The organism is Brevundimonas sp. FV1ye29L (assembly GCF_058681095.1).
The window spans coordinates 2,623,520-2,647,813 of record NZ_CM178730.1 but is presented as its reverse complement, the minus strand read 5'-3'; the positions used below and the strand labels follow the sequence as shown (position 1 = coordinate 2,647,813).

At 69.2% G+C, this 24,294-nt stretch carries 24 protein-coding genes and 1 riboswitch; of the genes, 7 read left to right on the top strand and 17 right to left on the bottom strand.

Annotation, left to right across the window (positions count from 1 at the left end; all coding sequences use genetic code 11):
- Positions 1-8: 8 nt before the first annotated feature.
- The 3 genes from ACW17W_RS12990 to ACW17W_RS12980 are packed head-to-tail and all read right to left on the bottom strand — an operon-like array spanning position 9 to position 2,655.
- Entirely contained in the window at positions 9-797 is a 789-nt protein-coding gene (locus ACW17W_RS12990; protein WP_492077316.1) for an ABC transporter ATP-binding protein, read from the bottom strand.
- On the bottom strand, positions 794-1,771 hold the full coding sequence (locus ACW17W_RS12985; protein ID WP_492077315.1) for a FecCD family ABC transporter permease: 978 nt from the start codon (positions 1,769-1,771) through the stop codon (positions 794-796). The genes ACW17W_RS12990 and ACW17W_RS12985 overlap by 4 nt, the downstream gene beginning before the upstream one ends.
- Complete coding sequence (locus tag ACW17W_RS12980; RefSeq protein ID WP_492077314.1) at positions 1,768-2,655, bottom strand: ABC transporter substrate-binding protein; 888 nt, start codon at positions 2,653-2,655, stop codon at positions 1,768-1,770. Before ACW17W_RS12980 ends, ACW17W_RS12985 begins: the two co-directional genes overlap by 4 nt.
- Before the next feature lie 73 nt (positions 2,656-2,728).
- A riboswitch (cobalamin riboswitch) is annotated at positions 2,729-2,928 on the bottom strand.
- 161 nt (positions 2,929-3,089) lie between these two features.
- Here ACW17W_RS12980 and ACW17W_RS12975 point away from each other — a divergent pair.
- Positions 3,090-3,476 (top strand): BlaI/MecI/CopY family transcriptional regulator, encoded by a 387-nt coding sequence (locus tag ACW17W_RS12975; RefSeq protein WP_492077313.1) that lies wholly within the window; start codon positions 3,090-3,092, stop codon positions 3,474-3,476.
- Positions 3,476-5,284 carry a M56 family metallopeptidase gene (locus tag ACW17W_RS12970; protein ID WP_492077312.1) on the top strand — a complete coding sequence of 603 codons (1,809 nt, stop codon included), beginning with the start codon at positions 3,476-3,478 and terminating at the stop codon, positions 5,282-5,284. The genes ACW17W_RS12975 and ACW17W_RS12970 overlap by 1 nt, the downstream gene beginning before the upstream one ends.
- Positions 5,285-5,372: 88 nt before the next feature.
- On the opposite strand, the gene ACW17W_RS12965 is transcribed toward ACW17W_RS12970, so the two are convergent.
- From ACW17W_RS12965 to ACW17W_RS12940, 6 genes are all read right to left on the bottom strand, one after another.
- Positions 5,373-6,161, bottom strand: a complete 789-nt coding sequence (locus ACW17W_RS12965; RefSeq protein WP_492077311.1) for an enoyl-CoA hydratase-related protein — start codon at positions 6,159-6,161, stop codon at positions 5,373-5,375.
- 202 nt (positions 6,162-6,363) lie between these two features.
- On the bottom strand, positions 6,364-7,020 hold the full coding sequence (locus ACW17W_RS12960) for an OmpW/AlkL family protein (protein WP_492077310.1): 657 nt from the start codon (positions 7,018-7,020) through the stop codon (positions 6,364-6,366).
- Between the two features lie 131 nt (positions 7,021-7,151).
- Positions 7,152-8,543, bottom strand: a complete 1,392-nt coding sequence (gene hemN / locus ACW17W_RS12955) for an oxygen-independent coproporphyrinogen III oxidase (RefSeq protein WP_492077309.1) — start codon at positions 8,541-8,543, stop codon at positions 7,152-7,154.
- A gap of 82 nt (positions 8,544-8,625) precedes the next feature.
- Positions 8,626-8,763 (bottom strand): cytochrome bd-I oxidase subunit CydX, encoded by a 138-nt coding sequence (cydX, locus tag ACW17W_RS12950; RefSeq protein WP_492077308.1) that lies wholly within the window; start codon positions 8,761-8,763, stop codon positions 8,626-8,628.
- Positions 8,764-8,800: 37 nt separating this feature from the next.
- The gene (gene cydB, locus ACW17W_RS12945) at positions 8,801-9,949 is read right to left on the bottom strand and encodes a cytochrome d ubiquinol oxidase subunit II (RefSeq protein ID WP_492077307.1); all 1,149 of its coding nucleotides are present in this window, start codon (positions 9,947-9,949) and stop codon (positions 8,801-8,803) included.
- Positions 9,950-9,977: 28 nt separating this feature from the next.
- Positions 9,978-11,561 (bottom strand): cytochrome ubiquinol oxidase subunit I, encoded by a 1,584-nt coding sequence (locus ACW17W_RS12940; RefSeq protein ID WP_492080320.1) that lies wholly within the window; start codon positions 11,559-11,561, stop codon positions 9,978-9,980.
- Between the two features lie 142 nt (positions 11,562-11,703).
- On the opposite strand from ACW17W_RS12940, the gene cydD reads away from it, so the two are divergent.
- Positions 11,704-13,332, top strand: a complete 1,629-nt coding sequence (gene cydD, locus ACW17W_RS12935; RefSeq protein ID WP_492077306.1) for a thiol reductant ABC exporter subunit CydD — start codon at positions 11,704-11,706, stop codon at positions 13,330-13,332.
- The gene (locus ACW17W_RS12930; RefSeq protein WP_492077305.1) at positions 13,329-14,966 is read left to right on the top strand and encodes an ATP-binding cassette domain-containing protein; all 1,638 of its coding nucleotides are present in this window, start codon (positions 13,329-13,331) and stop codon (positions 14,964-14,966) included. The genes cydD and ACW17W_RS12930 overlap by 4 nt, the downstream gene beginning before the upstream one ends.
- A 107-nt stretch (positions 14,967-15,073) precedes the next feature.
- Here ACW17W_RS12930 and ACW17W_RS12925 read toward each other — a convergent pair whose 3' ends face one another.
- The 4 genes from ACW17W_RS12925 to ACW17W_RS12910 all read right to left on the bottom strand — a co-directional run bounded on the left by ACW17W_RS12925 (position 15,074) and on the right by ACW17W_RS12910 (position 19,001).
- Positions 15,074-15,811 carry a helix-turn-helix domain-containing protein gene (locus ACW17W_RS12925; protein ID WP_492077304.1) on the bottom strand — a complete coding sequence of 246 codons (738 nt, stop codon included), beginning with the start codon at positions 15,809-15,811 and terminating at the stop codon, positions 15,074-15,076.
- A 642-nt stretch (positions 15,812-16,453) separates the two neighbouring features.
- Positions 16,454-17,527, bottom strand: coding sequence for a PfkB family carbohydrate kinase (locus tag ACW17W_RS12920; RefSeq protein ID WP_492077303.1), 1,074 nt, complete (start codon positions 17,525-17,527; stop codon positions 16,454-16,456).
- Complete coding sequence (locus ACW17W_RS12915; protein WP_492077302.1) at positions 17,524-17,865, bottom strand: SDR family oxidoreductase; 342 nt, start codon at positions 17,863-17,865, stop codon at positions 17,524-17,526. The genes ACW17W_RS12920 and ACW17W_RS12915 overlap by 4 nt, the downstream gene beginning before the upstream one ends.
- Before the next feature lie 77 nt (positions 17,866-17,942).
- Positions 17,943-19,001, bottom strand: coding sequence for a LacI family DNA-binding transcriptional regulator (locus tag ACW17W_RS12910; protein WP_492077301.1), 1,059 nt, complete (start codon positions 18,999-19,001; stop codon positions 17,943-17,945).
- Positions 19,002-19,332: 331 nt separating this feature from the next.
- On the opposite strand from ACW17W_RS12910, the gene tgt reads away from it, so the two are divergent.
- Together tgt and ACW17W_RS12900 are read left to right on the top strand one after the other, a co-directional pair.
- On the top strand, positions 19,333-20,442 hold the full coding sequence (gene tgt / locus ACW17W_RS12905; protein ID WP_492080319.1) for a tRNA guanosine(34) transglycosylase Tgt: 1,110 nt from the start codon (positions 19,333-19,335) through the stop codon (positions 20,440-20,442).
- Between the two features lies 1 nt (position 20,443).
- Complete coding sequence (locus ACW17W_RS12900) at positions 20,444-20,749, top strand: hypothetical protein (protein ID WP_492077300.1); 306 nt, start codon at positions 20,444-20,446, stop codon at positions 20,747-20,749.
- Between the two features lie 9 nt (positions 20,750-20,758).
- Here ACW17W_RS12900 and ACW17W_RS12895 read toward each other — a convergent pair whose 3' ends face one another.
- Positions 20,759-21,298: a hypothetical protein gene (locus ACW17W_RS12895; protein WP_492077299.1), complete on the bottom strand. Its 540-nt coding sequence runs from the start codon at positions 21,296-21,298 to the stop codon at positions 20,759-20,761.
- A gap of 104 nt (positions 21,299-21,402) precedes the next feature.
- Between ACW17W_RS12895 and ACW17W_RS12890 the strand changes: the two genes are divergently transcribed.
- Complete coding sequence (locus ACW17W_RS12890; RefSeq protein WP_492077298.1) at positions 21,403-22,197, top strand: DUF1295 domain-containing protein; 795 nt, start codon at positions 21,403-21,405, stop codon at positions 22,195-22,197.
- A gap of 3 nt (positions 22,198-22,200) precedes the next feature.
- On the opposite strand, the gene ACW17W_RS12885 is transcribed toward ACW17W_RS12890, so the two are convergent.
- The 3 genes from ACW17W_RS12885 to ACW17W_RS12875 all read right to left on the bottom strand — a co-directional run bounded on the left by ACW17W_RS12885 (position 22,201) and on the right by ACW17W_RS12875 (position 24,292).
- Complete coding sequence (locus tag ACW17W_RS12885) at positions 22,201-22,839, bottom strand: exopolysaccharide biosynthesis protein (RefSeq protein ID WP_492077297.1); 639 nt, start codon at positions 22,837-22,839, stop codon at positions 22,201-22,203.
- A 74-nt stretch (positions 22,840-22,913) separates the two neighbouring features.
- Positions 22,914-23,099 carry a DUF3008 family protein gene (locus ACW17W_RS12880; protein WP_492077296.1) on the bottom strand — a complete coding sequence of 62 codons (186 nt, stop codon included), beginning with the start codon at positions 23,097-23,099 and terminating at the stop codon, positions 22,914-22,916.
- A 29-nt stretch (positions 23,100-23,128) separates the two neighbouring features.
- Positions 23,129-24,292: an acyl-CoA dehydrogenase family protein gene (locus ACW17W_RS12875; protein WP_492077295.1), complete on the bottom strand. Its 1,164-nt coding sequence runs from the start codon at positions 24,290-24,292 to the stop codon at positions 23,129-23,131.
- Positions 24,293-24,294 lie beyond the last annotated feature (2 nt).

The window sequence follows — 24,294 nt, the reverse complement described above, 5'->3', positions numbered from 1 at the left end:
TGGGTCGGTCAGCCCGTCCGGCCAAGGATGTCGACCATTGGCCCCGCCGGGGTCGCCACGACGGACGCCTCGATGCTGAAGGCCCGGCGCAGGACGTCGGGCGTCAGGGCCTCACCCGGCGCCGCGTCGGCCAGAATGGCGCCCTGCGACAGGACAAGGACACGGTCGCCAAGGCGCAGGGCCAGGGTCAGGTCGTGAAGGGTCAGGATGACGCCCATTCCCCTGTCGGCCAGTGTCCTGAACAGGGCGGCCGCGTCCAGCTGATGCGCGGGATCGAGACCGGTCAGGGGCTCGTCGGCGATCAGCCATTCCGGCTCCCCCGCCAGGGCGCGGGCGATCAGGACGCGCGCCCGTTCGCCGCCGGACAGGGTGGGCACGAGACGATCGGCGAAGGCGACGACATCCGTGGTCGCCATGGCGCGGTCGACGGCGGCGTCATCGGCGGCGGTCAGGCCCATGGCGCCCGTAAACGGGGTGCGGCCGAGGCTGACGAGCGTCCGCACGGTCACCGGCCATGCGATCTCCGGCGTCTGCGGCAGGAAGGCCAGGCGCCGTGCGCGCTCGCGGGGACGCAGACTGTCCAAAGGCTGGCCGTCCAGGGCCGCAAGGCCGGACGTGGGCTTGAGCAGCCCGGCGAGGGACGAGACGAGGGTGGACTTGCCCGCGCCATTGGGGCCGACGATGACGGTGATCTGCCCGGGCGACAGCGACAGGGTCACGCCGTCGAGAATCGCGCGGCCGTCCAGGGTGACGCCCAGGCCGGACGCCGAGAGACCGGCGGAACTGCGCCCGGTCATGACAGGCGGCTCCGGTCGCGCAGCAGGACGATCAGGAAGAAGGGCGCGCCGACAGCCGCCATGGCCACACCCAACCGGATCTCGACCGCCGCCGGGACCAGCCGGACGACAATGTCGGCCGCGAGGGTCACCACCGCCCCGCCGATGGCGCTCGGGATCAGCAGGGCGCCGGGGCGGGCCCCGACCAAGGGCCGGATCAGGTGTGGGGTGACCAGTCCGACAAAGCCGATGACGCCGGTCACCGCCACCGCCGCCCCGGCCGCCAGACCGACGCCGCTGGCCAGAAGCGCGCGCGTCCGGGACATCGACACCCCCAGCGACCGCGCGCCGGCCTCGCCCAGCGTCAGGGCGTCCAGCGCCGGGCCTGTCGTCAGCAACAGGCCGCAGCCAAGCAGGATGAAGGGCAGGGCCAGCCGGACCTCCTCGAAACTGCGATCGGCCAGCGATCCCATCAGCCAGTTGACGATCTCGGCCAACGCCCAGGGATTGGGGGCCAGGCTGAGGGCCAGCGACACCCCGGCTCCGGCAATGATGTTCAGCACCGCGCCCGCCAGAATGAAGCCGACGAGGCTTGACCCTTTTCCTGACAGGGCCAGCAGGACGCCGACGCCCAGCAGGGCCCCGACCATGGCGGCGGCCGGCTGCATCCACGGGCTGATGACAGTGGCGCCATAGTAGAGGGCGATCACGGCCCCCAGCGCCGCCGTTGAGGAGACGCCCAGCACTCCGGGGTCGGCCAGCGGATTGCGCGTATAGCCCTGAAGCGCCGCTCCCGAGAGGCCCAGCGCGGCGCCGACCAGAACCGCCAGACAGGCGCGGGGCAGGCGCAGCTCGAAGATGATGGCCCAGCGCGGATCGAGGTCGGGTGCGGTCCAGGCGCTGAACGGGACCCAGACGGGTCCGGCTATCAGGCTGAGGCCGAACAGCAGGATCAGGGCGCCGGCCAGTAACGGATAGAGGAGGGCGGACCTCATGTCCGGGCCTCCAGTACGCTGCGCCGGGCGGCGGCGAGGGTGCGGGCGCTCTGCATCAACACCGGCCCGCCGCAGAACAGCAGCCGTTCGGGAAAGACCGCGCGGCGCATGCGGGACGACAGCCGGGCGAGAGCCGGATGCTCCATGGTCCGCTCGGCCCAGCCGGGCGAGCCGGGGAAGGGGGCGCCGGTCAGCAGAAGTTCGGGCGGATCGGCGATGAGCCGCTCCAGCGGCACGGCCATGGAGCCGCTCAGCCCATAGCGGGCGGCGGCGTTCACCAGTCCGGCGCGGCGCATCATCTCGTCCATCAATGTGCCGGGGCCCGAGGCGAAGCCGCCGGGCATGAAGACGAGGGCGGACACGGGGCGGTCGCCGGGACGGGCTGCGGTCTGGGCCAGGGTCGTCTGGATGGAGCGGACCAGGGCCTCGCCCCGCTCCGGGCGGCCGACAAGGCCGGCGATCCGACGGATCTGGGCCAGGCTGGCGGCGACGCTGTCGGGCACATCGAAGCGTTCGGCGCGAATGCCGACGCGCGCGAGGGCCGATGCGACCCGGTCGCCGCCCCAGCGGTCGGCCAGGACCAGGTCAGGCGACAGGGCCAGCACCTCCTCGGTCGTCCCCCGCGTGAACGGCAGGGTTCGGGCCTGATCGGCGATGGTTGAGCCGTAGCGATCGCGCGAATAGCGGCTCAACGCCGCGATCTGGTCCCGGTCGGCGACCCGGATCAGGATCACGTCGAGACAGGGATTGAGGGAGACGATGCGGCGCGGCCGGGCAGCGGCGAGGGCGACTGCAGGGCTGAAGGCGATGGCCGCCGCGCCGGCCAGCACCGCGCGGCGACGGGGCGGAGGCGCGGGTTCGGATTCAGGCAGCGGCGGCGGCATTGGCGGACCTCGAGCGACAGACGGACGTCGTCGGTCGGGCGAACCCGCTCCTTCCGACGCACCCCGGCCGGACGAAGGACGACCGCGACGGGCAGGTCTCCTGACTCACGGGTCAACACCGGAGCGTCGCCTTCCCGGACCGGGGTCCAGTGGCTGATGACGCGGGCTCGCCGCCTACAGTTGCGGGGGCAGTCCGGGCATTTCCACCCGAGTTCCCTTTTCATCCCCGACGCCGATAGCCTGCGGCGGAGAACCTGTCGCACTGCCAGCGTTAGTCGAGGATGCAGACGGGGGCAATGCAGGGGGCGTTGGCGGGGCGGAATGGCGGCTTGGCCGCCCGCAACCTCGTCGACGACCGGCAGTTGGGCGCGACGGTTGACGCTGGTAAGTTACAATTGTAGCGTCTGCATGACGTCCAACGTGAGACCTGCATCATGGCCGAACCCACTGCTCCCAGCGAGACCGAACTGGACCTGCTGAAATGCTTCTGGCGCGACGGCGATCTGTCGGCGCGCGAGGTTCAGAGCCGGATCGCGGGCGACCTGGGCTGGTCTTCCTCGACGACGCGGACGGTGCTGGAGCGGATGCGGGCCAAGGGTCTGCTGACCCGGCGCGACGTGCACGGGATGGCGGTCTATGCCACGGCCCAGCCCAAGACAGCGGTGATCGGCGGGCTGATGAAGCGGCTGGGCGCCCTGCTGGATATCGACGGCCCCCTTCCCGCGGCGGCCTTTTCGGGCAGCCAGATTCTGGATGCGGACGACATCGCCGAGCTTGAGGCGGTGCTGGCGGCGCCCGACGCCGATCGGGAGAGCCGCTAATGGGCGCCCCCGAGCTTCTGGCCCTGTCGATGGGCCTGTCCGTGGTCGTGGCGGCCCTCGGCTGGGCGGGGGGACGGGGGGTAGAGCGATTGACCGCCGACCCCCGGGTAAGGGACCGGATCTGGGCCGCAGCCCTGATCCTGCCGGCCCTGCCGCCGCTGGCGGTCGGCCTGCTGCTGCTGACGCCCGCCCCGGTGCGCGAGATCGCGACCGCCCCCGCCGCTCCGACGACAGAGCTGGCCATGGCGCCGGTCGAGTTCGTGGCTGCGGCGCCGTCGGCCGGTCTGGCCTTCGACGCGACCGGGATCGCCTGGGCCCTGCTGGCTGTGGCGTTGTTGCTGACCCTCGGACGGTTGGCGGCGCTGGCCCTGCGCGCCCGCCGACTGGTCCGGATTCTCGCTCGAACGGAAACGCCGGGACCGGGCGTGACGGCGTTGGTCGAGGCCGCCGCCCGCGATCTCGCCATGCTCCCGCCGCTTGTCGGGATCAGCACGGCAGCCCCCGAGGCGCTGCTGGCCGGTCTGGGCCGCGCGCGGCTGATCCTGCCCGCTGGGCTGGTCGCCCCGTCGGCGGACCCGGCGGCGACCCGCGCCATGATCGCTCACGAGCTGGCGCACCTGAAGCGCGGCGACCATCACGCCCTCTGGCTGGAAGAGATTCTGCTGGCCCTGCTGGCCGCCAATCCCCTGATGCCTGTGTTGCGCGCCCGTCGCGCCGCCGCCCGCGAGGAGGCCTGCGACGCCCTGGCCCTGACCGGCGCCGCCCCGGAAGCCCGCCGGGCCTATGCCCGTTCCCTGATCGAAGCCTTGCGGAGCCGCGCCGCTTCGCAAGCCTCTGGCGGCCTGCCCGCCCTGACCTTCACCGGCGCCGGGAGGACCACCGCCATGAAACGTTTGAGAGCCGTACTGAACCCCGCGCCGGCCGCCGGTCGTCTCACCCGCCGCCTGACCCTAGCTGCCGGTGCTCTGGCCGGCGGGCTGGTCTTCGCGGGCTCCGTCGCCTTGGCGGGCCAGAGAGAAGCGTCCAACCCGCTGATCATCAATATGGACGGCGACATGACCGCCGCTGGGCAGCACTGGGATATGATAAACGCCGCCATTGACCCGGTGCTCAAAGCCGCATGGCCGGGCGCCTGCGGCTACAGCCTTACCCCGGCCGATGAACTGACCATCCACCTTCAGCGCTGTGACGGATCGGACTCGCCCGATCTGCAGGTGCTGGCCTTGCAGCGGCTCGACCCGGTGGCCTCACCGCGCGAGGCGTTCGAGGCGGTGAAAGCCGCCTGCGACGCCGGGGGGCAGGTGATCATCGACTACCGACTGGAGGGCGCCAGAGGTTCAAAGGCCGTGCCTTGCGACAAACCGGCCCGGGCCCCGGTTCCGACCCGCGTGCTGGATCTCGCCATAGTCTATGATGGTGTCGCGCCCCGGCCCGGCGATCGACTGCATGTCACCCTGCTGCGCGACCAAGGGGGAGAGGTGGAACTGAACCATGTCATTGGCCTGCCGGCTATCGCGCCACAAGGCTTGCGAACCAGAACCTCGGAGGACTTCTTGATGATTGGCCGCACGCCCCGGCTGCGGGCAATTTTGATCTCAAGCGATGGGGTCGTGCACGCGGTCTCCCGGCCCGTGACCCGCCCTATGAGCCTGGGAGAAGACACTGCGAGGACCGAAATCGTGCTGGAGCCAGGCTCAGCTGAAGCAATCAGCGACTCGGCGGGCTGGAGAAAGGTCCAGAGGCTGCGCGCTGCCGGCTTTAGCGCCGAACAGGCTTGGCGCGTCGGGGCTGAACCCGAAGGTCGATAAAAGCCTCCGCCAGACGGATGCGGGCTCCGAGGGAGACAGCCGGACGCCCCGTCTGCCCCCGCCCCCCACAGTGTAGAACGCTACAGACCTATTTCCCCGTGAACACCGGCTTCCGCTTCTCGACGAAGGCGGCCATCCCTTCCTTCTGATCCTCGAAGGCGAACAGGGAGTGGAACAGGCGGCGTTCGAACTGGACCCCCTGGGTCAGGGTGGTCTCCAGGGCGGCGTTGACCATCTCCTTGTTGGCCATGACGGCCAGAGGGCTCTGGCTGGCGATCTTCGCGGCGATCTTGCGGACCTCGTCCAGCAGGGTCTCGTGCGGGAAGACGCGGCTGGCGAGGCCCGAGGTCAAGGCCTCGGCCGCGTCCATCATCCGGGCGGTCAGGACCATGTCCATGGCCCTGGACTTGCCGACCAGACGGGTCAGGCGCTGTGAGCCGCCGATACCGGGGGCGACGCCCAGATTGATCTCGGGCTGGCCGAATTTCGCCCTGTCCGACGCCACGATGAAGTCGCACAGCATGGCCAGTTCGCACCCGCCGCCCAGGGCGAAACCGTTGACGGCGGCGATGATCGGCTTCCTGAACCGGGTGATCCGGTCATGGCCGAGGGCGAAGAAGTTGCCCTTGTACATGTCGGCATAGGACTGGTCCGACATCTCCTTGATATCGGCGCCGGCGGCGAAGGCCTTGTCGCCCGACCCGGTCAGGATCAGGCAGCGCACCGTGTCATCGTGCTCGACCGCGTCGAGGAAGGCGGCGATGTCGGCGAACAGGGCCGAGTTCAGCGCGTTCAGGGCCTCGGGCCGGTTCAGGGTGACGATCGCATAGCCGTCGGCGTGGCGCTCGATCAGCAGATTGGCATAGGTGTCGGCCATGGGCTCGCTCCGGGACTGGGACGGGACGGGCATAGACCGGCCGTCGCCGAACGCAAAGCGGGCGGCCCCGCGATTTCGCGGGACCGCCCCAAGGTGGCGAGCCGCCGGGGTGGGAGTGTGGCGGCTCTGGCGACCGGAGAGGCCCAGGGGCGGCTCGACACGACCCTGAACCGTCTTCTCCCGTCGTTTCAGCGGAGCGGGATCAGAACTTGCGACCCACGCCGATGGAGATGACCCAGGGGTCCAGGTCGACGTCGCTCTTCAGGGCGCCGTTGTTGATCGAGGCGTCGGTGTCGAACCACACCTTCTTGACGTCGACGTTCAGGCTCCAGGGGCCGGTCAGGCCGATGTCCGCGCCCGCCTGGGCGGCGTAGCCGATGCCATTGTCCAGATCGACCTTGAAGCCGTTCCGGTCGTCGCCGCCGTAGAAGATCATGGCGTTGATGCCGGCGCCGACATAGGGGCTGAACTTGCCGCCGGTCAGGGGACGGTACTGGACGGTGACCACCGGCGGCAGGACCCAGGTCTCGTGAACCGCGACGTCGGTCGCGCCGCCCTGGGCGCGGATTTCGTGGCGGGTCGTGCCGAGGATGCCCTCGACCGCCCAGTGGTCGGTAAGAAAGTAGGTGAAGCCGAGGGTCGGCATGGTGCTGTCGCCCACATCGACGTGCAGGCCGCTCGCCACTCCGGCGGCCGTCGTCACGGCGGCGTCCGTTCCGGACGACACATTGCTGACCCGGCCGGTGACGATCCAGTCGCCGGCCTTGGGCGCGGTCCATTCGGCGGAGGTCTGGGCCAGGGCCGGGCTGGCGAGGGCGGCCGTCGCGGCGGCGACCAGGAAGAGAGTTTTGGCTTTCATCGTTCGCATCCCCGACGCCGTGGCGCGCTACGTGCGGCCGTCTGCGGCGTCATGGGCACTGGAATGCGCCCGGCATGCCTGTTCAGCTTTGATCCATCTCAAATCTATGGCGAAATCTGCAGCGGTCGTGCTCAGACCACGCGGGCATGGCGTTTTTCGTCCTGCCCCGCACGCGCCTGCGCCAGCGGGTCGAAGGCGGCGCAAACGGCGCGCACAAAGGGTCGCCCGCGGGGCGTCACAGTCAGGCGGCCCGCCATGTCGATCAGGATCAGTCCGTCCTCGACGAAGGGCTGGAGCCGTGCCGACAGATCGCCCAGCGCCGCCGCCGCCGGGCCATGACGGCGTATCAGTTCCGGGGTGTCGAGGGCGAGGTCGCACATCAGCCGCTCGATGGCCTCGCCGATCAGACGGTCGCGGTCGCTGAGGGCGACGCCCCGCACCGCAGCCAGCCGGCCGGAGGCGATGGCGGCGCGCCAGTCCCGCTCCACCGCCGTGTTCTGGACATGGCCCAGAGGGGTGCGGCTGATGGCCGAGGCGCCCAGGCCGATCAGGGTCGGGGCCTCGTCGGTGACATAGCCCTGGAAATTCCGGCGCAGGCGGCCTGCCCTCCGGGCGGCGGCGAGGCTGTCATGGGGCAGGGCGAAATGGTCGAGGCCGACGGCCGTCCAGCCGCGGGAGTCCAGAAAGGCCTCGGCGGCGCGGGCCTGGGCGAACCGGATCTCCGCCCCGGGCAGGTCCTCGTCGTGGATCAGCCTCTGATGGGACTTCATCCACGGCACATGGGCGTAGCCGAACAGGGCCAGACGCTCGGGCCGCAGTGTCGTCACCGCCTCAAGCGTCCCGACCATCTCGGCCACGCCCTGGAGCGGCAGGCCGTACATGAGGTCGAGGTTGATCGAAACCACGCCCTGCGCGCGCAGGGCCTGGACCGCGTGCTCGATCGAGGCGAAGGACTCCGGCCGGTTCACCGCCGCCTGGACCCTGGGCGACAGGTCCTGGACGCCCAGGCTGGCGCGGGTCAGGCCGATCCGGCCGCAGGCGGCGATGAAGTCGTCGGTGAGGACCTCGGGGTCCATCTCCATGGCGATCTCCGCCACGGGGCTGAGATCAAACCGGGCGGCCAGACCGTCGAACAGGCGAGTCAGGTCGTCGGGGGACAGCATATTGGGCGTGCCGCCGCCGAAATGGATCGAGGCGACGGGGATCGGGCGACCGGCGGCGGCGCGGACCAGATCCGCCTCGGCCAGCAGCAGGTCGACATAGGCGCTGATCGTGTCGGCGCGGTTCATCGCCCGGGTGTTGCAGCCGCAGTACCAGCACAGCCGTTTGCAGAAGGGGATGTGCACATACAGGGAGGCGGCGGGCCTCAGGGGCACACGGGCCAGCCAGTCGGCCCATTGGCCCGCCCCGACCTCGGGCGTGAACTGCGCCGCCGTCGGATAGGAGGTGTAGCGGGGCGCGTGGGCGTCGTACCGGGCGATCAGGTCGGCCACGTCAGCCGTGTCGGAAAGGGGATCGGTCATCCGGCGTCTCTGCGTCGTGTGGAAAAAGCGAGGGGCCGGGGAAGGTTTCCCCGGCCCCCCTTGGGCGCTGGCCCGGTGAGCGTCAGTCCTCGGGATCGGCGTCGGGCCGGGACAGGCCTGTATCGCCCTCATCAAACAGCCGGAACTCGTGCCAGAGACCGTTCAGGACGCCGAACCCGACGGCGAGGCTTACGCCGAGAATCCACGTAAAATACCACATGGGAAAGTTCCTTTCGTTGCCGACAGCGGCGGCGGATTCAGTAGAGGTCGGGGTTGGTCTTGAACTGGCCGGTCGAGGCCCGGCCCCACAACACCTTGTAGACCCAGGACGTGTACAGCAGGACCAGCGGCAGGAAGATCAGGGTCACGACCAGCATGACGAACAGGGTCAGATGGCTGGAGGAGGCGTTCCAGACCGTCAGGCTGGACTGCGGATCGATCGAGCTGGGCAGGATGAAGGGGAACATCGACAATCCGACCGTGGAGATGATGCCGGTTGCGGACAGGGAAGAACCGCTGAAGGCCAGGGCCGCCGACCGCTTCCACAGCCCCAGAAGGGCGAGGCAGGCCCCGACGAAGCCGAGGGCGGGGGCGATCACCATCCAGGGATAGCGGCCGTAGTTGGCCAGCCAGGCGCCCGGCGTCGCCTCTACTGCGGTGCGCAGCGGGTTGGAGACGCCGTTGCCGTCCGTCACGCCGACGATGCTGAAGCCCAGTCCGCCAAAGGCGACATACAGGCCCCCGGCTGCGAACAGGACGATCGACAGGATCCCCGCGATGGTCCCGAAGCGGCGGGCGCGATCGACCACCGGACCCAGCTCGGCCTTGACCGACAACCAGGCCGCGCCGTGAAGCACCAGCATGGCGACCGACAGCAGGCCGCTCAGCAGGGCGAACGGGGTGAACAGACCCAGCAGATGGCCCTCATAGAAGGAGCGCAAATCGGTATCGAGCCGGAACGGGGCGCCGAGCAGGACATTGCCGACCGCCACCCCGAAGACCAGGGCCGGGACGAAGCCGCCCACGAACAGGCCCCAGTCCCAGAACGACCGCCAGGCCTTTCCGGGCCGCTTGGAGCGGTATTTGAACGAGACCGGCCGCATGATCAGGGCGGCCAGCACCAGGAACATGGCCAGGTAGAAGCCCGAGAAGCTGACGGCATAGACGAACGGCCAGGCCGCGAAGATCGCGCCGCCGCCGAGGATGAACCAGACCTGGTTGCCTTCCCAGGTGGCGCCCACGGTGTTGATCGCCATGCGGCGTTCCTCATCCGTGCGGGCGACGAAGGGGAGCAGGGCCCCGACGCCGAGATCAAACCCGTCGGTCAGGGTGAAGCCGATCAGCAGCACGCCCAGAAGGGCCCACCAGATCAGCCTGAGGGTGGCGAAGTCGAGAGGGAGTTCCATAAGCGGATGTCCTGAGGAATCTGGAGGCTTAGGCGACCGCGGGAGCGGGCGTCGACGGGGCGTTGGAAGAGACGGGCCCGGGCTCGCCGAACGCCTCCTGTTCCGCGAAGGGGCCCTTCTTGATGGTGTGCAGGATCAGCCCGACCTCGACCACGGCCAGGGCGCCGTAGAGCAGGGTGAAGCCGATGATCGTGGCCCACAGCTGGGGCACGGTCAGGGACGAGGCCCCGAGGAAGGTCGGCAGCACGCCTTCGACGGCCCAGGGCTGACGGCCCACCTCGGCCACGACCCAGCCCACCTCGGCCGCGAGCCACGGCAGGGGCATGGCGAGAACCGCCAGCCACAGGAACCAGCGCGTCTCATGCTTGCGCAGGGTCACCAGGATGAAGGCCGTGGCGAACAGGGCGATCATGGCGAAGCCGATGCCGGCCATGATGCGGAAGGTCCAGAACATCACGGGGACATTCGGCACCGTGTCCCAGGCGGCCTTGCGGATCTGTTCCGGGGTGGCCATGCGCGGGTCGGCGACATAGCGCTTCAGCATCAGGCCGTAGCCCAGGTCGTTGCGGTGGGTCTCGAAGGCGGCGCGAGCGGCGGCGTCGGTTGGATCGGCCTTGATCCGCTCCAGGGCGTCATAGGCGTATTTGCCGGATTCGATCCGCGTCTCGGAGATGGCCACCAGGGGCAGGATGCCCTCGACCTGGCCGGTCAGGCTGCGCGTGGCGATCAGGCCCATGACCCATGGCATCTTGATCTCGCCGTGGGTCTTCTGCGCCGCCATGTCGGGCATGCCGATCAGGGTCAGGGCGGCGGGCGCGGGCTCGGTGTGCCACATGGCCTCGATGGCCGCGAGCTTCATCTTCTGGTTGTCGGTCAGGGCATAGCCCGACTCATCGCCCAGGACCACAACCGAGAGGGACGAGGCCAGGCCGAAGGCGGCCGCGACGGCCATCGAACGCTTGGCGAAGCCCTTGTGCCTGCCCTTGAGCAGATAGAAGGCCGAGACGCCCAGCACAAAGACCGAGGCGATGACATAGCCGGCCGAGACGGTGTGGACGAACTTGGCCTGGGCCACCGGGTTGAAGATCACGGCCATGAAGTCCGTCACCTCCATCCGCATCGTGTCCGGATTGAAGGCGGACCCGACCGGGTTCTGCATCCAGCCGTTGGCGATGAGGATCCACACGGCCGACAGGTTGGTGCCCAGCGCGACCATGAAGGTCACGAACAGGTGGGCGTGAGGCTTCAGCTTTTCCCAGCCGAAGAACATCAGGCCGACGAAGGTGGCCTCCAGGAAGAAGGCCATCAGGCCCTCAATGGCCAGGGGGGCGCCGAAAATGTCGCCGACGTAGTGGCTGTAGTAGCTCCAGTTCATCCCGAACTCGAACTCCATGGTGATGCCGGTGGCGACGCCGAGCACGAAGTTGATGCCGAACAGCGTTCCCCAGAATCTGGTGATGGTTCGCCAGATCGGCCGCCGGGTCATCACATAGATCGACTCCATGATGACCAGCATGAAGCTCAGGCCGAGCGTCAGCGGTACGAAGAGGAAGTGATAGAGGGCCGTCAGTGCGAACTGAAGGCGGGACAGGTCGACGACCGCTAGGTCGATCATGGCATGGCTCCGGAACGGCCGGTCCAGGGGAACCGGCAATGGTGGAGGTCTAGGCCCCGGGCCGTCACCCCTCATTGATCTGGGTCAAGGCCTGCGTTCACACCCGCGCCTAGGAGTGGTCCATGATCGGCGAAATCCCATGACCTTCCTGACCCTTGAACGGCCGTTCGAGGCGCGGGCCTGGCTGAAAACGGCGGGCGATGTCGCCCGGAGAGAACAGCTGCGCGCCTCGGTGCTGACCGTGGCGGACATCGGTCCCGCAATCGCCTTCGCCGCCGGGCTGGCGCTGTCGATCGCCGCCCTGACGCAGGGCGCGGTTCCACAGGCCCTGGGCTGGATCGCCCTCGCCATGGCGGCTCTGGTCGTCCGCGGCGTGCTGGCCCGGAGCGCGGCCGATGGAGGGATTTCGGCGGCGCTGAAGGTCAAGGGGCGTGTGCGTCGCGCCGTGCTGGTCGACCTGTTCACAGGCCGCCGCACCGCCGCTGCCGGGATGAGCGGCGCCGCCGAGGGCGTCGAGGCGCTGGAAGGCTACTATTCCCGTTTCGCCACCGCGCGGACGGCGGCCATGGTCGTCCCCGTCATCGCCATCGCCGTGGTCGCTGTGGCCAGCCCGGTGACGGCCGGCATCCTGTTGTTCACCCTGTTCGTCTTCGCCATCGGCATGGCGCTGGCGGGAATGGCGGCGGCGGAGGAGAGCCGGCGCCAGTTCGCCGCGCTGGAACGCTTGTCAGGCCTGTTCCTGGATCGGGTCCGGAGCCTGCCGGCCATCCTCGCCTTCCAGGCGGAGGACCGCACGGCCCAAACCGTGGCCCGGGCGTCGGACGAGCTGGGGCGACGCACCGGCAAGGTGCTCAAGATCGCTTTCCTTTCGTCGGGTGTCCTTGAGTTCTTCGGGGCCCTGTCTGTGGCCCTCGTCGCCGTCTACTGCGGGTTCAATCTTCTGAGACTGCTGCCCTTTCCCGTGCCGGAGCAGCTGGATCTGGCGCGCGCCTTCTTTGTGCTGGCCATGGCCCCCGAGGTCTATGCCCCGATGCGGCGGCTGGCGGCGGCCTATCACGACCGTCAGGCGGCCGAGGCGGCGGCGCCCCGGCTGGCCACCGGGGGCGTTTCCGCCGGGTTCCCGTCGTCACGGGTTCCGGAGCGCATCCTGCTGACCGACGCGCCGGCGATCCGTTTCCGGCAGGCCTCGGTCACCTGGGGCGAGGCGGCGCCGGTGCTGAACCGGCTCGACCTTGAGGTGCGTCCCGGACAGATCGTGGCCATCACGGGCGCGAGCGGATCGGGCAAGTCGACTCTCTTGCACCTGCTGCTGGGGCTGGCCCCGCTCAGCGAGGGCTCCGTGGAGATCGACGGCGCGCCCCTGCCGGCCGAGGGCGGCTTCGCGGGCCAAATCGCCTGGGCCAGCCAGGCGCCGATGGTGGTGCCCGGCACCATCGGCGACAACATTGGCCTCGCCCTGCGCGGAGCCTCGACCCGGCAGGTGCTGAAGGCCGCGGGAGCGGCCGGGTTGAGCGGCGATCTGGATCGGGTTCTGGACGAGCGGGGCGGCGGCTTGTCGGGCGGCGAGCGGCGGCGTCTGGGTATGGCCCGGGCCCTGCTGAAGCCTGCCTCTGTCCTGCTGCTGGATGAGCCGACAGCCAATCTTGATCCTGACGCCGAGCAGGAAATGCTGGGGGTGATCCGCGCCGCAGCCATCGGCCGGACGACCCTGATCGCCACCCATTCGACGGCGGTCATGGCCCTGGCCGACCGCGTGGTGCGGCTGTGAGGGCGCCCGGACGGGCCGCCTCGGTCGTCGGCCGGATGGTGGAAGGGCAGCGGCGCGTCCAGGCCGGGCGGCTGGCGCTGGCCGCCGCCGCAGCCGGATTTGTGTCCGCCGCAGCGGTCAGTCTGCTCGGCATTTCTGGCTGGTTCATCACCGGCGCGGCCCTGGCCGGGGCCGCGGGCTCGGCGGCGGCCCAGGGCTTCAACTATATGATGCCCAGCGCCATCATTCGGCTGCTGGCCATCGTCCGGACCGGATCGCGATATGTCGAGCGGGTGTCGGGCCATGAGGCGGCGCTGAGGGCGCTGGCGGCGCTGCGGCCTCAACTGTTCCGCGCCTTTGCCGCCGGCGAGCCGACACGCGCCCTGGGCCTTTCGGCGGGCGAGGCGTCCGCGCGACTGGTCGAGGACGTGGACGCCATCCAGACCCTGTTCGTCCGCCTGTCCAGCCCCTGGGCTCTGGGGGTCGGCGCGGCGACGGCGGTGGTGCTGGCAACGCTGGCGCATCCGCTCGCCGGGCTGGTGGTGTTGGCCGCCATGGGACTGGCGGTGGCGGGGGCTGTGGTGATCGGCCGTCGGGCTGAACCCGCCGGACGCGAGGCCCAGGAGGCGACGGGGGACTTCAAGGCCAGACTGGCCTCGTTGGCGTCTGCGGCGCCGGAGTTGCGGGCCTATGACCTGGTCGACTGGGCTGTGGCTGAGGCGGCGATGGCGGGCGACGCCCTCGACGCCGCCCGGGCCAGGGCTGCGCGTTACGGCGGCTGGATGACGGCCTGGCAGGCGGCCGTCCAGGGTCTGGCCGTGGGGGCGGCGGTGTTGGCCGCTCATGCCTCCGCGCCCGCCCTCGTGGCCCTGGCGGCCCTGGCGGCGCTCACGGGCGTCGAGGCGGCGGCGGGACTGGCCGGCGCACTGCGCGAGAACGGATCGGCAAGGGGCGCGGTCGAGCGGCTGGATGCGCTGGCCGCGCCGGATCCGGCGGCGGGGGTCGGTCGGCCGGCGGATGCGACCCTGGCGACAGCCCTGTTTGGCGGGACCCATGCCCCGCCCGCCCGTCTTGGCATCATCGGCCCGTCGGGCTGCGGCAAGACCAGCCTGATCGAGCGGGCGCTGGGCCTCCGGACCCCGATCGCCGGCGAATGGCGGATCGGAGGGTGCGACGCTGTCGAACTGGCGCCCGGCGCCGCGCGCGGCCTGTTCGCCTATGCGGCCCAGGATGTCCGGCTGCTGGACGGCACCGTGCGAGAGAACCTGCGGCTCGCTGCGCCCGACGCCGACGACGAAACCTTGTGGGCGGCGCTGGACGACGCGGCCCTGGCCTGGCGGTTCCGGCTTTCGGCCGACGGGCTGAACACGCCCGTCGGCGTCAATGGCGAGAAGCTGTCAGGCGGTGAACGACGGCGGCTGGGTCTGGCCCGCGCCTTCCTGAGAGACGCACCCTGGCTGGTGCTGGATGAGCCCACCGAGGGGCTGGACGCCGCCACCGAGGCGAAGGTGCTGACCCGACTTGACCAGCGCCTGATAGACCGTGGTCAGGGGCTGATCCTGATCAGCCACCGCCCGGCGCCGACCGCCCTGTGCAGTCTGGTCAGGCGAATGGGGGAGCGTGAGCCCGCCGTGAAGGCGACCGAGCGGGCCTGAATTGCAAGCCTCAGGCCCGCCACCTGATTCGACGCGATCGATCCGCCCTGCGGCTATCTGGCCGTACGGGCGAGATGAAGGACAGGGCGCGGGCTGGGGGGCCGCCCCTAGGCTTCGCCCTCAGCGATCGCGCGCAGGCGTTCGGGGGATTCGATGCGCAATTCAGTCAGCGACAACAGCCGGATGACGCCGGTGGTCTTCAGTCGCGTCAGGACGCGACTGACTGTCTCGATCGTCAGGCCGAGATAGTCCGCGATCTCGGCACGGGTCATGGGCAGACGGACATGGTCCTTGGGTCCCGGCCGGCAGGGGTCGTGGGCGGGCAGGTCCAGCAGGAAGGAGGCGATCCGCTCCTGGGCGGTCTTGCGGCCCAGCAGCAGCATCTGTTCGCCGGCGGCGGCCAGTTCGTGGGTCACACGGTCGAACAGGGCGGTTTCCAGGGCCGGACTTTCGCGAACTACGGCGCGGTATTCGCTGCGTCGGAAGCGGCAAAGGGTCGAGGCCTCGACCGCCTCAGCCGAGAATTCGTAGGTCTCTCCGGCGGCCAGGCCGAGGAAATCTCCGGCAAACAGGAAGCCGGTGATCTGACGCCGCCCGTCAGGCAACAGCCGATAGACGCGGACCGAGCCGGACGTGATGTTGAACAGATGGGTGGCCGTCTCGCCCTGTCGCACCAGGGGCTCGCCAGGCTTCAGCGTCATGCGGTCGGCGAGGGCGTTGAGACGGTTGAGGTCGGGGGTTTCGAGGGCGGCGCACACGCTGAACTGGCGCGCCCCGCAGGTATCGCAGGCGTTTTGCTGACGACGTTCAACGCAGCTGGCGGGAAGCACCTTGTTGTCGAGCATTTGGGTGAAAGCGCTCCTTCTGCCTCCTTCTAGGCTCCGTCCAGGTTTGAAGCAATGCGCCGTGCGGCGGCGGCGGGACGCGGTTATCGAAATTGCCACGGCGTCCCAAAGCGAACCTGTCCCCGGCGATAATGATGTCTGTTTGCGAAGACCGCGCTGTCCGGGCTGCGGGACAAGAGGCGTCGCCAAACCGGAAGGGCGGTCGTTGCGCCTCCATGAGGAAGACAGGAAGATCGTCATGGCTCATTCGGCAGCGGTTCAGCCGCTGGTCCTGAACCCCGACCGGCTGTTTCGCGCCGACAGCGACACGCCCGCGGCGGCGCGTCGCCGGTATCAGCGTCATGGTCAGCCCGCGCTGACCCGTGCTCGGCCACAGGCCGGATCGCCTCGGGCGCCCATCCGATCGTTTCTACGACCGGCCGGGGTTCGGTGTCCGGCGCAAACCGGCCCCGACGATGAAGGTCGCATCGAACGCCGGACTCGCATCGTGGATGGACGAGGACATGGATGTCGACGCCTCGCCGGTCCTGATCAGTTCGCCCGTGCTGCGGAGAAGGCCCGGGTTGAGACGGCCTCAAACGGGACGTCGCTGGTGCAGGGCGAGGTGTCCCACAGGTCGCCTGCAGGCGTGCGACCGAGTGGTCAGCGCTTGATGTCGAAGCCTTCGGCGCCCATCGCCGCCTCGACCTCCGCGGCCGAAAAGAGGTTGAAATCGCCGGGCACCGAGTGTTTCAGACCGGCGGCGGCCAGGCCGAAATCCAGCGCGCGCCGGTCGTCCCAGCCGCTCCACAGACCATAGAGAACACCCGAGGCGAAGGCGTCGCCGCCGCCCACGCGGTCAATGACGCCCGTCAGGTGGATAGACTCGGCCCGCGTCTCGATCACGTCGCCGTCCTCGTTCCGCGTCAGCATGACGGCGGACAGGGCCTGGTCGGATACGCTGTCATTGACGCGCAGGGTGCAGGCGATGCGCTCTAGCCGGGGGAAGGCCTCGAAGGCGGCGGCAGCGGCCAGACGGCGGCGTTCGGCGGGGTCAGAACTTTCGAACTTGCGACCCAGCACCAGGGCGAAATCCCGGTCGTCGGCGAAGGCGATCGTCGCGCTGGCCAGCATCTTGCCGAGCGTGCCGGGAGGATCGCCGGCCCACTGCTCCCACAGCTTGCCGCGGAAATTGCCGTCATAGCTGACCTTGACGCCCTTGCGTGCGGCGGCGGCGGCCAGGGCGATGGCGGCGGCCGAGCCATTGGGCCCGGTGGCGGGGGTCACGCCCGAGGCGTGGAGCCATTCGACCCCGTCCAGCAGGGCGTCCCAGTCGAAGGCCGTGTGCACGTTCTCGACGAAGGCCGAGCCGGCCCGGTCGTACAGCACCTCTGACGGCCGACGCACGGCGCCGGGCGTCAGGAAGTACAGGCCCATCCGCCCGGGGGTGAAGACGATGGGCGAGGCGTCGACGCCATGGCGCCGCACCTCGTCACGCGCCGCCCGACCCAGGGCGTTGTCGGGCAGGACCGTGGCCATGGCGACCGGCGCGCCGAACTGGGCCAGGCCCACGGCGACATTGGCCTCGGCCCCGCCCGGACGCGCGGTCAGGGCCGGGGACTGCAGCAGCAGCTCATGGGCGTTGGGCGTGAACCGCAACAGCATCTCGCCGAAGCAGAGAATCTTGCCGCCCTTTTGGGCGCCTATGCTCGCGACGCCAGAGGCTTGATTTGTCATGGACGAAGGCTAGCGCGGGATCGGCGCGCCTGCCAGCCGCCGTCGACCGGCAGGATGGCGCCCTGGACACAGTCCGAGGCCCGGCTGGCCAGGAAGACGGCAGTTCCCCCGAGGTCCGAAGGATCGCCCCAGCGTCCGGCCGGGATGTGATTCAGGATCTCGGCTGACCGGACCGGATCCTGACGCAGGCTCATGAAGAAGACCGTCTTCAGGTTGGTGTTCATCACCAGGTCCCGATCGGCCTCGGTGACGTCGACCGCACCGGCGCGGCGGATCAGGCCGGCGTGGTTCACGAGGATGTCGATGCAGCCGGAGGCGTCCAGCGTCTCCTGCACCACCCGGCCCACCGGCTCGATGGAGGTCCGGTCGGTCAGGTTCTCGACAGGGCCACCTGACGTGTCGGTCCGGGGAGTCCTCAGCGGCTCGAATCGAGCTTTACGGCGGACGCCCTCACCACCAGCGAGGGTTTGACTTCCGGCTGGACCATCGTGGCCGGGTCCACGCCGTGCATCGGGGCCAGCAGTTTCTCGGCGGCCAACCGGCCCATGTCGCGGATCGGAAGCCGCACCGAGGTCAGTCTGGGCCAGACCCGCGCCGCCATGGGCAGGTCGTCGAAACCGACGATGGAGAGGTCGCGCGGCAGTTCCAGCCCGCGCTCACGCGCCGCCTGCATGACGCCGATGGCCATGTCGTCGTTCAGGGTGAAGATGGCGGTTGGCGGCGATGGGAGCGAGAGCAGGGCGTGGCCGGCCTCCACCCCAGATTCAAAGGTATAGGCGCCCTTGAAGTCATGGCTCGGATCCAGCGGGATGCCGTGCGCGGCCAGGGCGTCCACGAAGCCCTGGCCTCGCACGGCCGACGAACGGAACAGGTCCGGGCCGCGGACAAGACCAATCCGGCGATGGCCCAGATCCGCCAGATGGTTGGCCGCCTCCGCCGCGCCTACACCGTCATTGGTGACGACCATCGCCTGCGGCTCGTCCAGCGCCACCGAGGCGATGCGGACATAGGGGCAGTCGAGCTCGCTCAGCAGGTCAATGACGCGCTGATCCTCCGATACCGACGGCGGCATGATCACGCCGAACAGCCGCTGGCGCTCGACGAAGCCGCGAATCTCGCTCAGCAGGTCGTCGGAATCGCGGTCGCAGGGGTGGACGACCAGTTCCAGGCCCGAGCCCCTGAGCGCATCCAGCACGCCCTGCTGCATGTTGACGACATAGGTGGGCGACGGGTTGTCGTAGATCAGGCCAACCAGAAACGACCGCCGGAAGGCCAGGCCGCGGGCCTGGGGGTCGGGGGTGAAGCCGAGCTGGTCAATGACCGACTTCACCCGCTCGCGCGTGTCCTCGCGCACCAAAGGCGACTGGTTGATCACGCGCGATACGGTCTTCTTGGAGACCTGCGCCTCGCGGGCGACATCGTTGATCGTCGCGCGCTTTCCCGATCTTGTGGGGTGCGGATCGTCCTGAGCCAATTCGGCCTTCCCTCTCGATATGGGGGACACGCATAGTCCCAGCGGAAGCACCGCGCCATGGGCCCCGCATGGGGAAGACGCCGGCTATATCCTCGACCAGACCGGCAGCTGTACGCCCATCTTCGTCATGGCAGCCCCGGCCTGTCTGCTGGCCCTCAAGGCCGAGGTCCATCTGATCCAGAAGGGCGGCCATGGAGTCGGCGTCAGCCTCATCGCCGGCCGACCGGCCGAGGTCTGGCCCGGGCCGGCGCGGGCCTGGGCGGCGCGGGCGGGCTTTGCGCTCCAGGCCGTCCGCCTCTATACCGCCCGCCTCCCGGTCCAGAGACACGCCTTGCCCTTTCCGTTCGACATCACCGCCACCGAAGGCCGCGCCCGCACCGGGGTGCTGAAGACGCCGCGCGGCGACATCCGCACGCCAGCCTTCATGCCGGTCGGCACCGCCGCGACGGTCAAGGCCATGACTGTGGATCAGGTCAAGGCCACGGGCGCCGACATCCTGCTGGGCAATACCTATCACCTGATGCTGCGCCCCGGGCCCGAGCGGATGGAGCGTCTGGGCGGCCTCCACAAATTCATGGGCTGGGACAAACCCATCCTGACCGACTCGGGCGGCTTCCAGGTCATGTCCCTGGCCGGAATCTCGAAGGTGAAGGAGGAGGCGGTGACCTTCTCCAGCCATATCGACGGCTCCAAACACGTTCTGTCGCCGGAACGTTCGATCGAGATCCAGGCCGACCGTATCGGCGCCGACATCTCCATGCAGCTGGACCAGTGTGTCGCGTACCCGGCCGAGGAGCCGGCGGCCGAGGCGGCCATGCAGCTGTCGATCCGCTGGGGCGCGCGGTCAAAGGCGGCGTTCGGAGAGCGCGAACATCAGGCCCTGTTCGGCATCCAGCAGGGGTCGACCTTCGAACATCTGCGCCGCCAGTCGTCGGAACAGCTTCAGGAGATCGGCTTCGACGGCTACGCCATCGGCGGTCTGGCCGTGGGCGAGGGGCATCAGGCCATGTGCGAGGTGCTGGACTATGCGCCCGACATGCTGCCCGCCGACCGCCCGCGATACCTGATGGGCGTCGGCAAGCCGGTCGATCTGGTCGAGGCGGTGTGGCGCGGCGTGGACATGTTCGACTGCGTCCTGCCGACGCGAGCCGGCCGTCATGGTCAGGCCTGGACCTGGGAAGGGCCGCTCAATCTCAAGAACGCCCGCTTCGCGGAGGATCAGGACCCGCTGGACCCGACCATCGACGGGCCGTCATCGATGTATTCGAAGGCCTATCTGCACCACCTGATCCGCGCCGATGAGATCCTCGGCAAGATCCTGCTCAGCTGGCACAACATCGCCTTCTTCCAGGCGGTGACGGGGGCGATGCGGGCGGCGATCGCCGAGGGCCGGTTCGAGGCCTGGCGCAGGGACTTCCATGCGCGGCACACGTCGAACTGACATGCGTATCGAGAAGTCCGGCTTCCACGCCTACAACACCTACCTTGAGGAACCGCCCCGGCCGGAGGGCAATGAGACCGCCCTGCACCGCCACGTCATCATCATCGGCGGCGACAAATATTCGTTCTTCGCCCATTGGTCCGGCAAGTTCGCGCACAAGGGCGAGCGCATCTCCTTCGACTGGGACTGGGACCGCACCGGCGAGTTCCGAAACATCGACAAGCCGACCTTCGAGGCTTTCGCAAAAGACGGCACGATCCAGATCAGAGGCGATCGCAGCGACAAGGTTCGTGGCGCGAAACGCTGACTGACAGGTCTACCGCTGCGACCGACCCGTCGGCCGGTACCAGGCCGGGGACGCCGGCGGGGCGCAGTCCTGTTTCATGCCCAGCCCCTTCAGGAAGGCCCGCCGCAACCGTCCGGCCTCGACCGCGTCCTGCACCTGTTTCGACCGGGCCTGGGCGCCGGTCAGGGCGCGGACCCAGCTGCGGTAGGGAATGAAGTCGGTGGCGGCGTCGCGGATGGCGCGCAGGGCCTGTTCGGCGATCTCGTCCTGCATCCGTTCGTTCAGGGTCGAGCCGTCGGGCCGGGCCGGTTCGTCCCGGTCGGGGCCCAGGGCCTCGTCCAGCCGACGGACCTCGGCGCCGATGGTCGAGCAGCGGTTCAGATTGCGCCGGTCATAGGGATTGGCCCGGGCCTGCAACAGGACCGTCGGGATCTGGTCGCGCCGCACGTTCAGATCGACCAGGGGCTGGGTCGCGGCGTCGGCGAAACCGTCGCGCACCTGACCGGCGGCCGAGCAACCGGACAGGATCAGGATCAGCGGCAGAACGAAAAGGCGGGGGCGAACCATCATGGCCCCTGTTCAAGCGCCAAATGGTCGTGAGGGAAAGGGGGCGGAGCCAACTGAACCGAAACGGGCCGGGCGACGTATTGGGTTCTCTCTCGTCGGATTCCTCCATGCCCGATTTCGTCCCGATCCTCGCGGTCAATCTCGCCCTCTGTCTGGCGGTGTTCGCCACGCTGTGGGGGCTGTCGCTAGCGATCCGCGACGTCAGCTTTATCGACGGGTGCTGGGGCCTGGGGTTGGCGGGGGTGGGGGCGGCGACCTTCGTCCAGATGGGCGAGGCGACCCCGCGCCGGCTGCTGATCGCCGGGCTGGTCGTGGTCTGGGGGCTGAGGCTGGGCCTCTACCTGCTGTGGCGCTGGCGTCAGCACGGCGCCGACCGTCGCTATGTCGACATGCTGGAGGCGGCGCAGGCCAAGGGGCAGTCCTGGCCGCAGGCGGCCTTCATGGTGTTTCTCGTTCAGGCCCTGATCCTGTTCGTCGTCAGCCTGCCGGTGCAACTGGGTCAGGCGGCGGCGCCCACCGCCCTCGGCGTCGTCGGCTGGGCCGGCGCGGCGCTGGCGGCCTTCGGCGTCCTGTTCGAGAGTCTGGGCGACTGGCAGATGGCCCGGTTCAAGGCCGATCCCGCTAACAAGGGGGCGGTCATGGACCGGGGCCTGTGGCGCTACACCCGCCACCCGAACTATTTCGGCGACCTGTGCGTCTGGTTCGGCCTGTGGCTGATCGCCGCGGAGACGGGCGTCTGGGGTCTGGCCTCCATCGTCGGGCCCCTGCTGCTGCTGTCGATGTTCCTCAAGGTCAGCGGCGGCGGTTTGTACGAAGGGCGACTGAAAACCTCGCGGCCGGGCTATGCCGACTATCTGGCCCGCACCAGCCCCCTGATCCCGTGGCCGCCGAAGCGGGGTTGAATATCAGCCGAACAGCTGTGTGATCCAGCCGGCGACGTGCTGTATGATCTCGACCACCGTCCGCCAGATCAGGAACAGATAGCCGGCGGTAACCAGCGACCAGAAGCCGCCGATCAGCACGGCGATCCCGTCCTTCTGCATGACCCCGAGGGCGAAAAACAGCATCGCCAGACCCGGGAGCATGTCGCCGAACGGAACGGGCAGGGCCATGATGATCGCAAGGACGACGCAGGCCGTCCCCATCAGGATCTCGCCCACCGCCCCGGTCAGGACCGGCAGGCGCGGGCGGGTGAGGTTTTCGACATAGCGGATCGGTCGCGAAATCCGGGCCACCGCGCGGCGATAGGCGACGCGGGACAGGGAAGCCTTCAGCGCCCAGCGCGGCAGCCAGACCTCATTGTGCTGGAGCGCCAGTTCAACAGCCAGCAGGATGATCGGCAGGGCGAAGACCGCCTTGCCGCCCGGAGGCCAGGGCAGCAGGGCCATCAGGGTCAGGACCAGAATCAGGGCCCCCAGACCCCGGTCGCCAAAGGCGTCGACAACCTCGTCCAGCGTCAGCTTGGGATCGTCGCCCTGGCCAAGCGATTCCAGCACCTCGGAGAAGGTCTGGTTGCGGGCGGAAGGCGCGGGGGAAGGCGGCATGGGGAGATGGACGATCCGGGCGACCCGGGCGGCCCCCGTCGCCATTTAGGGAAGGGTGATGGAAGGCGCCAGCGTCAGTCCCCGACGTGCCCGGGTTTTCCCTTGCGGCCGGTGCTGGCGAAGGCCTCGAGTTGCTTTTCGGTCATGGTTTCGGCCATTGACCTGGAGGCGCCCTTCAGTTTCGACTTCGGCGTGTCGCCCCGTCTGGCGCTGAGCGCGGCTCCGGCGGCCTTCTGTTGTGCGGCGGATTTGGCGGGCATGGGGCGTCTCCTTCCCCAGAGGGAAGGGCTCAGCTTCCCAACAGTTCCCGCCCGATCAGGAAGCGGCGGATCTCGTTCGTCCCCGCGCCGATATCGTACAGCTTGGCGTCGCGGACCAGCCGTTCAACGGGCCATTCCTTCGTGTAGCCGGCGCCGCCCAGGGCCTGGACGGCCTCGAGGCTGACCTTCACCGCATTCTCGCTGGCCAGCAGGATGGCGCCGGCGGCGTCGTAGCGGGTGGTCTTGCCCTGGTCACAGGCCCGGGCCACGGCATAGACATAGGCGCGGGCGCTGTTCAGGGCGACGTACATGTCCGCGACCTTGGCCTGCATCAGCTGGAAAGAGCCGATGGCCCGGCCGAACTGTTTGCGCTCGCGCACATAGGGCAGGACCACGTCCAGCGCCGCCTGCATGATGCCCAGAGGCCCGGCGGCCAGCACGGCCCGTTCATAGTCCAGACCACTCATCAACACGGCCGCGCCCCGGCCTTCGCCGCCCATGATCTGGTCCTCGGAAACTTCGCAATCCTCGAACACCAGTTCGGCGGTGTCCGAACCGCGCATGCCCATCTTGTCCAGCTTTTTCGAGACGCTGAAGCCCTTCATGCCCTTCTCGATCAGGAAGGCGGTGACCCCCCCGTTGCCCTCGCCGGTGCGGGCATAGACCACCAGGGTGTCTGCGTGCGGGGCGTTGGTGATCCAGAACTTGGTCCCGTTCAGGATGTAGCGGTCGCCCGTCTTCACGGCCTGGGTGCGCATCGACATGACGTCCGAGCCCGAACCGGCCTCCGACATGGCCAGTGAGCCGACGTGCTGGCCTGAAATCAGTCCGGGCAGGTATTTGCGCTTCTGTTCCCCGGTGCCCCAGCGACGGATCTGGTTCACGCACAGGTTGGAATGGGCCCCGTAGCTGAGGCCGATCGAGGCCGAGGCCCGCGACACCTCCTCCATGGCCACGACGTGTTCCAGATAGCCGAGACCCAGGCCGCCGTGCTCTTCCTCGACGGTGATGCCGTGCAGGCCCAGCTCGCCCATCTCTGGCCAGAGATCGCGAGCGAATTCGTTGGTCTGGTCGATCCCGGCGGCGCGGGGCGCCAGCCGGTCGGCGGCCCAGCGGGCAGTGGTTTCACGGATGGCGTCGGCCGTATCACCGAGGCCGAATTCCATCGATTGGGGGGCAAAGGGAATGCTCATGC